At 70.0% G+C, this 12,022-nt stretch carries 10 protein-coding genes; 9 read left to right on the top strand and 1 reads right to left on the bottom strand.

Features of this window, described 5'->3' with window-relative positions:
* Positions 1 to 44: 44 nt before the first annotated feature.
* The 3 genes from LXT21_RS17535 (at position 45) to LXT21_RS17525 (ending at position 4,069) form a co-directional block, all read left to right on the top strand.
* Positions 45 to 782 (top strand): M50 family metallopeptidase, encoded by a 738-nt coding sequence (locus tag LXT21_RS17535; protein WP_254039293.1) that lies wholly within the window; start codon positions 45 to 47, stop codon positions 780 to 782.
* Between the two features lie 96 nt (positions 783 to 878).
* On the top strand, positions 879 to 3,023 hold the full coding sequence (locus LXT21_RS17530) for an InlB B-repeat-containing protein (protein ID WP_254039292.1): 2,145 nt from the start codon (positions 879 to 881) through the stop codon (positions 3,021 to 3,023).
* A 320-nt stretch (positions 3,024 to 3,343) separates the two neighbouring features.
* Positions 3,344 to 4,069, top strand: coding sequence for a hypothetical protein (locus LXT21_RS17525; RefSeq protein WP_254039291.1), 726 nt, complete (start codon positions 3,344 to 3,346; stop codon positions 4,067 to 4,069).
* Positions 4,070 to 4,130: 61 nt separating this feature from the next.
* Here LXT21_RS17525 and LXT21_RS17520 read toward each other — a convergent pair whose 3' ends face one another.
* The gene (locus tag LXT21_RS17520) at positions 4,131 to 4,787 is read right to left on the bottom strand and encodes an MBL fold metallo-hydrolase (RefSeq protein ID WP_254039290.1); all 657 of its coding nucleotides are present in this window, start codon (positions 4,785 to 4,787) and stop codon (positions 4,131 to 4,133) included.
* 96 nt (positions 4,788 to 4,883) lie between these two features.
* On the opposite strand from LXT21_RS17520, the gene LXT21_RS17515 reads away from it, so the two are divergent.
* From LXT21_RS17515 to LXT21_RS17490, 6 genes are all read left to right on the top strand, one after another.
* Entirely contained in the window at positions 4,884 to 5,555 is a 672-nt protein-coding gene (locus LXT21_RS17515; protein WP_254039289.1) for a hypothetical protein, read from the top strand.
* A gap of 204 nt (positions 5,556 to 5,759) precedes the next feature.
* Complete coding sequence (locus LXT21_RS17510) at positions 5,760 to 6,275, top strand: TlpA family protein disulfide reductase (protein ID WP_254039288.1); 516 nt, start codon at positions 5,760 to 5,762, stop codon at positions 6,273 to 6,275.
* Positions 6,276 to 6,310: 35 nt separating this feature from the next.
* A complete protein-coding gene (locus LXT21_RS17505; RefSeq protein ID WP_254039287.1) occupies positions 6,311 to 6,616 on the top strand; it encodes a hypothetical protein in 306 nt (101 codons plus the stop codon).
* Positions 6,617 to 6,769: 153 nt separating this feature from the next.
* Positions 6,770 to 7,039: a hypothetical protein gene (locus LXT21_RS17500; RefSeq protein WP_254039286.1), complete on the top strand. Its 270-nt coding sequence runs from the start codon at positions 6,770 to 6,772 to the stop codon at positions 7,037 to 7,039.
* A complete protein-coding gene (locus LXT21_RS17495; protein ID WP_254039285.1) occupies positions 7,040 to 8,596 on the top strand; it encodes an efflux RND transporter periplasmic adaptor subunit in 1,557 nt (518 codons plus the stop codon). It abuts the gene before it with no gap.
* 3 nt (positions 8,597 to 8,599) lie between these two features.
* Positions 8,600 to 11,743: an efflux RND transporter permease subunit gene (locus LXT21_RS17490; RefSeq protein ID WP_254039284.1), complete on the top strand. Its 3,144-nt coding sequence runs from the start codon at positions 8,600 to 8,602 to the stop codon at positions 11,741 to 11,743.
* The last annotated feature ends 279 nt before the right edge of the window (positions 11,744 to 12,022 follow it).

The following is a 12,022-nucleotide window of genomic DNA, read 5'->3' as shown; positions in this document are numbered from 1 at the left end:
ACTTAAGTGTTGGGGTGTCCCATGGTGGGGAGGCCCCGGTACCGATGAAGACCGCCAGCGGTGCACAGCTCGATTTCGGCCGCCTGGCCCTCCTGCTCGTCATGCTGGGGGTCGGTTGGTACTTCTGGTACTCGCCCGTCTTCTGGCCACTGAAGCTGCTCGTGGTGATGATGCACGAGAGCGGACACGCGCTCGCCACCCTGTTGGTGGGGGGCTCCGTGGACCGCATCCACCTGGCGGCCGATGAGTCGGGCTCCTGCCTGTCGCGCCTGCCTCCGGGCATGCTGCGGCAGATCGCCGTGTACTCGGGCGGCTACCTGGGCAGCGCGGTGGCCGGCGCGGGCCTGCTGCTCGCCACCTTCCGCTTCCGGCTGCGCCGGTGGGTGCTGGGGGCCGCGTGTGTGTGGCTCGTCGTGATGGGCCTCTTGTACGCGGGGGACGCCTTCACCCTGGCCTTCTGCGTGGGCACCGCCGCGGTCATGGGCATCGGCGCGAAGTGGCTGCCGGACGGCGCGGTGGACTTCGTCAACCTGTTCATCGCCGCCTTCACCGCGCTGTACGCCGTGTTCGATTTGCGCGACGACCTGTGGAACAGCGCCGTGCGCTCGCGCAGCGACGCGGCCCTGCTCGCGGACCTCACCTATGTGCCCGCCGTCGTCTGGGCCGCCCTCTGGACGCTGCTCGCCGTGGGCCTGCTCTCCTTCGCGGCCTACCGCTCGCTCCACGCCCGGCCCCAGGGCCTGCAGATGCCCCCCGTCGGCTCCCGGGCCCGGAGGGCATGACAGCCTCGAACACTCCGAAACAGATGCAATCTTGAAACAATTGCAGAGCGCCTACTAGAGTGGGTCGGGTCGTACTCCCCCTCGAAAGGTGTTCCCATGAGAAGCGTCGTCCTCCACGTCGCCCTGGTGCTCCTGGCGGCGTGCGGTCCCGGCGTCGAAGAAGGCTTCCCGCAGGCCCTCGACGTGCAGCGCTCCGCGGTCAGCATCACCGTGGAGAACCAGATTGTGACCCGGCTGCCGGGCGCCTCTGGAGCCACGCTCGGCTACTCCGAGTACCTGCCTCCTGGATATCTGACGTCGACGCAGCGCTACCCCGCCATCATCCACCTCAACGGGATGGGGGAGCTGGGCCGGGCGACGACGGAGTCGGAGCTGTACACCATCACCACGAAGCACGGCGCGCTGGCCAACATCCGCACCAGCGCCACGTGGAAGACGTACTTCGGCAACAAGCAGGTGATGGTCTTCGCGCCGCAGAGCGTGGACAACTACTCGCCCACGGAGCTGCGTCCGTTCATCCAGTTCATCGTCGCCAACTACCGGGTGGACCCCACGCGCGTGTACCTGACGGGCCTGAGCATGGGCGGCTGGGGGACGTGGCGCTATGCGCACCAATACGGCACGGAGCTGGCGGCCATCGCCCCGTTCGCCACCAACATCGGCGCGCCGGGTGACACGCTCACCTCGCTCAAGGACGTGGCGGTCTGGGCCTCCAGCAGCTACGGCGAGGTGGCCGCGCAGCAGTCATGGCTCGTCGGCTACACGAAGGTGTACGGCGCCTCGCAGGTGGTGGGCGTCCCCGAGCCCACTCAGACGACGACGTACCAGTTCGACAAGACCACGAAGGCGTGGACGTCCCAGACGGGCGCCGTGGGCACGGGCAGCGCGGTCGCCCGGCTCATCGTGCTGACGGGCAGCGCGCACACCGGATGGACCCAGTCGTACAGCACGCAGGCGTTCTGGGACTGGATGCTCGCCCAACAGCGCGGCACCACGCCCGCGCCCGTGACGTACGCGCTCACCGTCAACGCGGGCTCCGGTGACGGTCAGTATGCGAGCGGAACCCAGGTCACCATCACCGCGGACGCCCCGGCCTCGGGCCAGGTCTTCGACAAGTGGACGGGCGCCACCGTCGCGAGCGCCACCTCCGCCACCACGACGCTGACCATGCCCGCCGCCGCCACCACCGTGACCGCCACCTACCGCGCCGCCACCACGACGAAGTACACGCTCACCGTCAACGCGGGCTCGGGCGACGGCCAGTACACGAGCGGCACCCAGGTCACCATCACCGCGGATGCGCCGGCCACGGGCTACGTGTTCGACCGCTGGACGGGCGCCACCGTGGCGAGCGCGACGTCCGCCACCACCACGCTGAGCATGCCGGCGGCGGCCACCACCGTGACGGCCACCTACCGTCAGTCCACGTCGGGCCTGCCCATCACCGTCGAGGACCAGGTCATCGGCCGGCTCACGAGCGTCACCGGGACGACGTACGCCTACGGCGAGTACCTGCCCCCCGGCTACCTGACGTCCCCGACGACGACGTACCCCGTGGTCATCCACCTGCACGACTCCGGCGAGATTGGCACCACCAGCACCGAGGCCCAGCTCGTCGAGGTGGTGTCCCGCTACGGCCCGCTCCAGCTCATCCGGAGCAGCGCCACGTGGAAGACGTACTTCGGCGGCAAGAAGGCGCTCGTCTTCGCGCCACGCGCGTCGGCCAACTGGGACCCCGCTCAGCTCGACGCGCTCGTGGACTTCCTGGTCGCCCAGTACCGCGTGGACACCTCGCGCATCTACATCACCGGCCGCGTGCTGGGAGGCTCCGGCGCGTGGAACTACGCCTATCAGCATGGGGACCGCATCGCCGCGCTCGCCCCGGTGGGCGCCAACCTGGGCGGCCCCGGTCCCGCGCTCTCGCTGCTGACCAACGTCCCCGTGTGGATGGTGGACGCGTGGGTGACGGCCAACGCGGGCACGGCCCAGCACTCGTGGCTGCGCGGCCTGACGAAGGCCTACGGCTGGGACCAGTTCCTGACCTTCCCCGCGCCCACGGCGACGCTGACGTACCTGTTCGACGCCTCCAACGACACGTGGAGCACCCAGCCCGGCGCCCATGCCGCGGGCACCTCCCCCATCCGCTTCACCGTGCATCCGCAGGGCACCACCGACTTCGGGACGCCCACGTACCAGAGCCAGTCCTTCTGGGACTGGATGTTCGCCCAGCATCGGCCGTAACCGGTTACAGGACCGTCGCGCCCATGAGGCAAGACAGGCTGGATTCTTCCATCTCCGCCTGAATCGACCCTGGGCGCGACGGCCCTCCCCTTCCAACACGACAGGCATTCTCCAGACGCGCACGGGCACGTGTCGCGCCGACGCGGATGTGCGCGCGCGACTCCGTGACAGCCGCGCCCCAGGTCCAGCGGAACGTGAGTCTAGATTTAATCGCTAAACAAAAATTCACTGATTTGTCTGCCACAGAACAGACACGCTATGAGTGCGGGCGACGCGGCCGGAACGGGCCGCGGTCATCCCCACACCCCCAGGAGCAGGCAATGAATCTCAAGTCAGTGATGGGTTCACTGGTGTTGGCGTCGCTGCTGTCGACGGGCGCGGCCTTCGCGCAGAACATCGAGCCGGTGCCCGAGCACACCACGGGCGACCTGCCCAACAAGGAAGGCGAGCTGGCGCGCATCCCGTTGAGCCGGGTCCTGCGGGACGCGCCGCGTGAGGACATCGAGAAGCAGCCCGTGGAGGGCTTCCTGCCCGAGCTGCCCATCCTCGTCGACGGCGTGAAGTACACGGCGAAGGAGCTCCAGGAGAAGGACATCCACCTGTCGCACTACGTGCTCGACGGCAAGTCGGCGGAGCAGAGCGTCGTGCAGGGCTTCCGCACCACGGCGGACCTGACGAAGTACTTCGAGCAGACCCAGCAGTTCCCGTCCGAGCAGCCCACGGGCCAGGAGCTGTACCCGTGCAACCCCTGGTCGGTCTTCTTCGAGCACTCGTGGTACGGCGGCGCGGCGTTCTCCGTCTACCCGGGCTGGGGCTACAACACGCTGGGCTGGTGGAATGATCGCATCTCCTCCATGTGGAGCACCCAGTGCGGCCGCTGGACGCTGATGACGGAGCACTCCTACTTCGGCGGCCACGTGCTGTGGGTGGGCCGCGCGTGGGCCATCGGCAACATGGGCAGCTACGGCTGGTACACGGGCTTCTGGCCGTTCCGCCGCTGGCACTCGTGGAACGACCGCGTCTCGTCGGTCGCCGTCTACTGGTAGTCCCGTCGTGACGTGAGTGGACCGGAGGCCCGTGGTCGCGCCTCCGGTCCCGCGTCAGCGCTCACTTCCTCGGGCGCATGCGGAACGCGACGAACGAGGCGACATCCGGGAACGAGAAGTACGGGTTCTTCTGTCGCACGTCCCCCAGCGCCGCCACCGGGACGTCCGCGTAGTCGTGCCCGGGCCACAGGCGCGTGGAGTCGGGAACCTTCAGCAGCACCTGCGACAAGGAGCGGTACATCGCCTCCGGGTCGCCGCCGTTCATGTCGCACCGCCCGCACCCGTTGATGAACAGCGTGTCCCCGGACACGAGCGCGTCCCCGGCCAGCAGGCAGTGCGAGCCCGGCGTGTGTCCCGGCGTGTGCAACGCATGGAACGTCTCCTCGCCCACCGGCACCGCGTCTCCGGGCCCCAGCGGGCGCAGCGCTCCGGACAGCTCGCGCAGCTCCGCGGAGAAGTCCACCTCCGCGCGCTGCGCGTAGACGGGCACGTCGTGCCTGGACAACAGCTCCGGCAGGCCGTTGATGTGGTCGAAGTGGCAGTGTGAGACGAACGCGCCCGCCAGGCGCTTGCCGTCCTCCTCCACTGCCCGTTCAATCGCAGCCACATCCCAGGCCGGGTCCACCACCACGACGTCGCGCGAGTCCGCCGCGCCGACGAGGTAGACGAAGTTGTCCATGGGGCCCAACTTGAGCTGACGCACGTAGGGATTCCGCATCTCTCACACCTCCCGGGGAGACTCTAACGCCCAAGACTTGAAGGCACGGGCGCTTCCCACTTGAATGGACGTCTTTTCCCTGGAGGTCCACACCCCGTGAAGCGCTCTCTGCCGTTGCTCGCCTGTACCCTCCTCGCCGGCTCGAGCGTCGTCGCCAAGGAACGGTCCACTTTCAAGTACACCGCGCCTCCGGACGGCGAGCGTCCGGTCATCGTCGACGCCGTCATCGCCCCGCAGGGCAGCGACTTCGCCATGCGCCTGCGCTTCGACAAGGAGCCGTGGGGCGAGGAATGCAAGAACCGCTGCTCCAACGCCACGCTGCTCATCGACGCGGACTCCAGCAAGCAGACGGGCCTGAAGCTCGCGGCGGGAGCCCCGGGCAATGGCGCCGACCTGGCCGTCATCATCCAGGGCGTGCGCGAGTACGCGACGGAGAGCGGCAAGGGCGCCAAGAACTGGCTGCGCGTCAAGGTGCGCCTGCTCAACAGCGAGCCGAGCAGCGTGGATGACGGCGAGCTGCTCGCCGAGCTGAGCCACAAGCACGACACCGACCGCATCCAGTCCGATGGGAAGACCGTCTACCTGCTCATCGACAGCACCCACCCGTCCATCCCCGCCGGCCGCAAGGCGCGCGTCGTCTACCAGCCGCCCGGAGGCAAGCCCATCCAGGCCACCGTCACGGGCCTGATTGGCGGAGGCGGATCCAAGGGCAACGTGAAGATCTTCAAGGACGGCAACTGGGGCAAGGCGCCCAAGGCCGACCCCTGACGTTCCAGTCGCCACGTGTGTCGCGTCCTCGAGCCCGCGGTGGGCTCGCGGGACGCGCGCGTCGAGGCGGGCCCGTGCGCTTGTCCGCCGCACAGCGACTCCCGGACGCCCGTCACGGCATCACGTCCGGAGCTGCGCGGTGAAGGCCTCCCCGTCGCGGGATGCCCCGGTGGACCCTCGCACCTTCGAGTCCGGTGCCGCGCGATGATGCGTCGCTCCCACGTCGGCGCCCGTGTCGCCACCCTGCTCTTCTTGTCACCGCTCGCGGGCTGCCGGACGGAGCCGCCGCCGAGCTATCTCCGGGTCGAAGGTCCGGCCCCGCGGCTCGCGGAGGTTCCCGACTCACGGGCCCTGCTGGTGGTCTTCTGGGCGACGTGGTGTCCGCCCTGCCGCACCGAGACGCCGCAGCTCGTCGCGCTGGCCGAAGCGCCTCCTGACGCGCTGCGTGTCGTCGTGTTCAGCCACGACACGGACGCGAAGGCGGTGGAGACGTTCCTCGGTGGGCCGCCCCCCGCCGCGCTGCATCTGCGACTGGACGAGGGACACCCGGTCGCCCGCGCGTTCGGCGTGGACGCCCTGCCCCAGAGCTTCCTGGTGGTGGACGGGCGCCTGGTCGCTCGATTCTCGGGGCCTCGTGAATGGGATTCCCGAGCCATGCGCCGCCTGCTGGAGAAGTTGATCCGCGAGCACCCGGCACCCTCGTCGGCCCCGTCGCGTTGACTCTCCGCGGAGACCTCCAGTAAGCCTTCGGGTCGATGCGGTTCCTCCTGCGCACCCTCGCGCTCCTCCTCGTGCTGATGACGGGTGGCGTCTTCCAGACGCTCGCCTTCGCATCGGACACGCATGCGGATTGCGAAGAGGAAGCCGAAACGGGGGACTGCTCGGACTGCGCCGCGGATTGCGCGCTGTGCCTCTGCTGTCCGCTGCGGGCCGCGCCCGTGCCCCTGCCCTTCGTGAGCCAGGTGGAGGAGCCGCTCGTCCGGCCCCCCATCCACGTCCACCCGGACGTGCTGCTCCCCGGCGGCGTGGGGCGCGACATCTTCCAGCCTCCCAGAGCCTGATTCCGCCCGTCACGGGAGACGTGTGTCCAACGAGTCCCCTTCCAGGGTCTCGCGTGGAAGCGCACGTCGCCGTGCTGCCCCGCTGAAGCCACCCTCCGCGCACTCCCGCGCGGACATCCACCGCCGGGGCACCGCCCTGGCCGGAGTCATGTCATGCGTTCCCTCCAGACCGTCGTGCTCGTCGTGTCCCTCGTGTCCTTCCCCGTCCTCTCCGCGTCGGCCGAGGAGCCCAAGCCCGCGCAGACCCAGGCCGCAGAGAAGCCCAAGTGTGAGCACGGCGTGCAGAAGTCGCTGTGCACGCGCTGCAATCCGAAGCTCGCGGCTGTCTTCAAGGCCAAGAACGACTGGTGCGCCGAGCATGAGCGCCCCGAGTCCCAGTGCTCCCTCTGCCACCCGGACCTCGCCAAGAAGGGCGTGAAGTAGATGGGCCCCCGCATCGGTCTGCTGGCGCTGGCGGGCCTGCTCGTCCTGGGCGCTTCGTGCACGAAGTCGTCCCAGCCCGAGGCGGCGAAGCGCCCCCCTTCGTCCGCGCCCTCCGATGCGGGGCCCTCGTCCCCCGAGGCGCGCGCCGTCACGCTGTGCGAGCACGGCGTGCCCGCGGAGCTGTGCACGAAGTGCGACCCCGACCTCGTCGATGTCTACAAGGCCCAGGACGACTGGTGCGATGCACACGGGCTGCCCGAGTCCCACTGCCGTCAGTGCAACCCGTCGCTCACCTTCAGCCCCCAGGCGACGCCGGCCGACTGGTGCAAGGAGCACGCGGTGCCCGAATCGAAGTGCACCCAGTGCAACCCGAAGCGGGTGGCGGGCTTCATCGCGGCGGGTGACTACTGCCGCGAGCATGGCTTCCCGGAGTCCGTCTGTCCCTTCTGTCACCCGGAGCTCGTGAAGGCCGCGGGCGCCGAGATGCCGCTGTTCCCCACGCCCGGCACGCGCATCCGACTGGCCTCCGCCGACACCGCGCGCGAGGCGGGTCTTCAGACGCATCGGCTCCAGCGCAGGCACTTCGCGCGCTCGCTGGAGGTGGTGGGCCAGCTCACCTTCAACCAGAACCGATTGGCGCGGCTGTCCGCGCGAGGCGACGCGCTGGTGAGCGACGTACGCGTGGACGAGGGGGACGACGTCAAGGTGGGCCAGCCCCTGCTCGCGCTCACCTCGCCTTCCGTCGGACAGGACAAGGGGCGGCTGTCCGCGGCCCTGGCTCGACTGGAGACGACTCGCGCGGCGCTCGCGAGGGAGCAGGAGTTGGTGGAGCGTGGCATCAGCCCTCGCAAGGATTTGGAGCAGGCCCGGGCCGAGCTCGCCGCGGCCGAGGGAGAACGCGAAGCCGCCCGCGCGGCCCTCAGCGCGGCGGGCGCGTCGCGAGGAAGCAGCGAGGGGCTCTACAACCTCTCCGCGCCCTTCGCTGGGACCGTGGTGGCGCGCGACGCGGTGTCCGGCAGACACGTCGCCGCGGGACAGACGTTGCTCGAGGTCGCCGACCTCTCCACGCTCTGGGCCCTGCTCGAGATTCCGGAGGCGGACTCCGCCCAGGTGCACGCGGGGCAGAAGGTCACCCTGAGCTTCGAGGGCCTGCCCGGAGAAGTCCGCGAGGCCACGCTCACCCGCGTGGGGGCCTCGGTGGACCGCGCCACCCGCACGGTGCGCGCCCGCGTGGAGCTGCCCAACCCCGACCGCGCCCTCAAGGCGGGCCTGTTCCTGCGCGCTCGCATTCAAGTGGCCGAGGAGCACGAGGCGTTGATGGTGCCCCACTCCGCCATCCAGCGCGCCAAGGGACGGGTGCTCGTCTTCGTGAAGAAGGACGCGACGCTCTACGAGCCCGTCCCCGTGGAGCTGGGCGCGGGCACGCGCGACGAGGTCGAGGTGGTCAAGGGCCTGCGGCCCGGCATGGAGGTCGTCACCACGGGCGCCTTCCTGTTGAAGACGGAGGTGCTCAAGGACGCCATCGGCGCGGGCTGCTGTGAGGAAGGAGGCCCGTAGCCCATGCTCACGCGAATCATCGACTGGTCGCTGGAGCACCGTGGCGCGGTGCTGCTGGGCACCGTGGCGCTCGTCATCTCGGGGCTGCTCGCGTTCCGAGCCCTGCCCCTCGATGCCTTCCCCGACACGACGCCCACGCAGGTGCAGGTCAACACGGTGGCGCCCGCGCTCTCGCCCGTCGAGGTGGAGCGCCAGCTCACCATTCCGCTCGAGCAGCAGCTCGCGGGACTGCCCCACCTGGAGGAGCTGCGCTCCATCTCCAAGTTCGGGCTGTCACAGGTGACGCTCCAGTTCCGCGACGGCACGGACGTGTGGTTCGCGCGTCAGCAGGTCTCGGAGCGGATGGGCCGCGTGAAGATGCCTCCGGGAATCGAGGCACCGACGCTCGGGCCGGTGGCGACGGGGCTCGGTGAGGTCTTCCACTATCTGGTCAAGAGCAAGCGCCGGAGCCTGGAGGAGCTGCGCACGCTGCACGACTGGGTCATCGCCCCCCAGCTCCGCGCGGTGCCCGGCGTGGCCGAGGTGAATGCGTGGGGGGGCCGCGAGAAGCAGTGGCACGTGGTGGTGGAGCCGCAACGGCTCCGACAGTTCGACCTGTCCCTGGGCGATGTGTACCGGGCCCTGGAGGCGAACAACGCGAACGTGGGCGGCGGCGTGGTGGAGCGTGGCGGTGGCTCGAGCCTGGTGCTCGGCATCGGCGTGCTGGAGGACGGACGGGCGGTGGGCGACGTGGTGGTGGCCGCGCGCGACGGCGTGCCCGTGCGCGTGCGCGACGTGGCCCAGGTGGAGGTGGGGCACGAGATTCGTCGAGGCGCGACCACCGCGGATGGCGAGGGTGAGGTCGTCCTGGGCCTGGGCTTCATGCTCATGGGGGAGAGCTCGCACGGGGTGACACGGGCGCTCGCGCAGCGCATGGACGAGGTGAAGCAGCGCCTGCCCGACGACGTGCAGGTGGACGTCGTCTACGAGCGGACGGAGCTGGTGGACCTGGTGCTGCGCACGGTGCGCACCAACCTGCTCGAAGGCGCGCTGCTGGTCGTCGCCGTGCTCTTCGTCTTCCTGGGCAACTGGCGCGCGGGGCTCATCGTCGCCTCGGCCATTCCGCTGTCCCTGCTGTTCGCCTTCAGCGGCATGCTGCACCTGGGCATCGCGGGCACCCTCATGTCCCTGGGGGCCATCGACTTCGGCCTGGTGGTGGACTCGTCCGTCATCCTCGTGGAGAACGCCGAGCGACACCTGGCCGAGGCTCGCGATGGACGGAGCCTGAAGCAAGTGGTGCGCGACGCCGCCGTGGAGGTCCGCAAGCCCACGCTCTTCGGCGAGCTCATCATCATGGTGGTGTACCTGCCCGTGCTCGCGCTGGAGGGCGTGGAGGGACGGCTGTTCCGTCCCATGGCGCTCACCGTCATCCTGGCCCTGCTGGGCAGCGTGCTGCTGTCGCTGACGTTGATGCCCGTGCTCGCGTCGTTCGCGCTGGAGAGAGGCAAGCAGCAGCACCAGGAGCCGCGCATCGTGCGCTGGCTCCAGCGAGGCTACCGGCCGCTGCTGGCGTGGAGCGTGTCCCATGCGCGCACGGTCCTCATCGTCGCGGGGCTGATGGTGGTGGGCACCGGGCTGGCGGCCACGGGGCTCGGCCGCGAGTTCGTCCCGCGCCTGTCCGAGGGCACCCTCGTCATCAACACCGTGCGCCTGGCCGAGGTGTCCCTCACCGAGTCGGTGCGCTACGGCGGGCAGGTGGAGAAGGTGCTCCGGAGCCGGTTCCCCGACGAGGTGGCGCGGGTGTGGACGCGCACGGGCACCGCCGAGGTGGCGACGGACCCGATGGGCATCGAGCTGTCGGACGTCTTCGTCACGCTCCATCCCCGCGAGCAGTGGAAGCGCGCGGGGACCCAGGAGGAGCTGGTGGCGGAGATGAAGGCGGAGCTGGCGGACCTGCCCGGCATGCGCATGGCGTTCGTCCAGCCCATCGAGATGCGCGTCAACGAGATGATCGCCGGGGTGCGCGGTGACGTGGGCATCAAGCTGTTCGGCGATGACCTGGATGTGCTCAAGTCCAAGGCGCGCGAGATGGAGGCCCTCGTCCGCGCGGTCCCCGGCGCCACGGACGTGACGCTGGAGCAGCTCACCGGGCAGCCCGTGTTGGAGGTCACCGTCGACCGGGCCGCCATCGCGCGTCATGGCATCGCCGCGCGCGAGGTGCTCGACGTGGTGGAGGCGGTGGGCACGCGCGTGGTGGGCGAGGTTCGCGAGGGTGAGCGCCGCTTCGACCTGGCCGTGCGCCTGGCCGAGGCGTACCGGAACGACCCCGCGCGGCTGGCCACCGTGCCCGTCACCGCGCCTGGCGGCGAGCGCGTGCCCCTGGGACGACTGGCGACGATTCGCGAGGTGTCCGGCCCCACCACCCTGCAGCGCGAGTGGGGCCAGCGGCGCATCGTCATCCAGGCCAACGTGAGCGACGGCGACCTGGGCGGCTTCGTCTCCAAGGTCCGCGACACCCTGGCGAAGGTGGAGCTGCCGCCGGGCTACCACCTCCGCTACGGCGGACAGTTCCAGAACCTGGAGCGGGCCCAGGCGCGGCTGGCCATCGTGGTGCCCATCGCGCTGGGCCTCATCCTCCTGTTGCTCCACCTCACGTACCGCCGCTGGGTGGACACGCTGCGAATCTTCGCGGGCGTCCCCTTCGCGCTGATGGGCGGCGTGCTGGCGCTGCTCGCGCGCGGGCTGCCGTTCTCCATCTCCGCCGCGGTGGGCTTCATCGCCGTCAGCGGCGTGTCCGTGCTCGGTGACATGGTGCTGGTGTCCCGGCTGAGGCAGCTGCTCGGACAGGGACGCGCCCTCCCGGAGGCACTGCGCGAGGCCGCCGTCTCCCGTCTGCGCCCCGTGCTCATGACGGCCTCGGTGGCGGCGCTCGGCTTCCTCCCCATGGCGCTCAACACGGGCATCGGCGCGGAGGTCCAAAGGCCGCTGGCCACCGTGGTGGTGGGCGGCGTCCTGTCCTCCACCCTGCTGACGCTGCTGGTGCTGCCGGCGCTCTACTCGGTGCTCAATGGGAGTCGGGGACGCGGGAGCGGAGGCGCTCCGGATGACACCAGGGCCGCGGACAGGCCCCTTCCGGCCCCGGACGAGCAGGCACGCGCCGCGTCCTGACGAAGCCCGTGACACGGTGCATCAGGGGGCGACCGGGCGGCCGAACGTTCCCTGGTCGCCCTACCCCATGGGCTCCAAAACCCACCTGCATGGCCCATCCTACCCGCACCCACCGTCTCGCCCACCGGGGAGTCTCGTACGCCCCGGCCGCCGGAATTTCAGGGGGTTACAGAGATGTTCCACCCTGGAGTGGGACTGGACGAAGATTCAGGTGGGATGCCTCGGAGTACGTGCAACCCCCCGAATTCGTTCCCTTTGTCAGGGGGCCATGGTAGTCCC

The organism is Myxococcus guangdongensis (assembly GCF_024198255.1).
Classification (GTDB): Bacteria; Myxococcota; Myxococcia; order Myxococcales; family Myxococcaceae; genus Myxococcus; species Myxococcus guangdongensis.
Note: the sequence above shows the minus strand (reverse complement) of the source record. Positions and strands in the feature narration are given on the sequence as shown.

What these genes read in the sequence shown, in the direction of transcription:
- LXT21_RS17535 (WP_254039293.1), top strand. Translation starts at nt 45, where the DNA reads ATGAAGACCGCCAGCGGTGCACAGCTCGATTTCGGCCGCCTGGCCCTC.
- LXT21_RS17530 (WP_254039292.1), top strand. Translation starts at nt 879, where the DNA reads ATGAGAAGCGTCGTCCTCCACGTCGCCCTGGTGCTCCTGGCGGCGTGC.
- LXT21_RS17525 (WP_254039291.1), top strand. Translation starts at nt 3,344, where the DNA reads ATGAATCTCAAGTCAGTGATGGGTTCACTGGTGTTGGCGTCGCTGCTG.
- LXT21_RS17520 (WP_254039290.1), bottom strand. Translation starts at nt 4,787, where the DNA reads ATGCGGAATCCCTACGTGCGTCAGCTCAAGTTGGGCCCCATGGACAAC.
- LXT21_RS17510 (WP_254039288.1), top strand. Translation starts at nt 5,760, where the DNA reads ATGATGCGTCGCTCCCACGTCGGCGCCCGTGTCGCCACCCTGCTCTTC.
- LXT21_RS17505 (WP_254039287.1), top strand. Translation starts at nt 6,311, where the DNA reads ATGCGGTTCCTCCTGCGCACCCTCGCGCTCCTCCTCGTGCTGATGACG.
- LXT21_RS17500 (WP_254039286.1), top strand. Translation starts at nt 6,770, where the DNA reads ATGCGTTCCCTCCAGACCGTCGTGCTCGTCGTGTCCCTCGTGTCCTTC.
- LXT21_RS17495 (WP_254039285.1), top strand. Translation starts at nt 7,040, where the DNA reads ATGGGCCCCCGCATCGGTCTGCTGGCGCTGGCGGGCCTGCTCGTCCTG.
- LXT21_RS17490 (WP_254039284.1), top strand. Translation starts at nt 8,600, where the DNA reads ATGCTCACGCGAATCATCGACTGGTCGCTGGAGCACCGTGGCGCGGTG.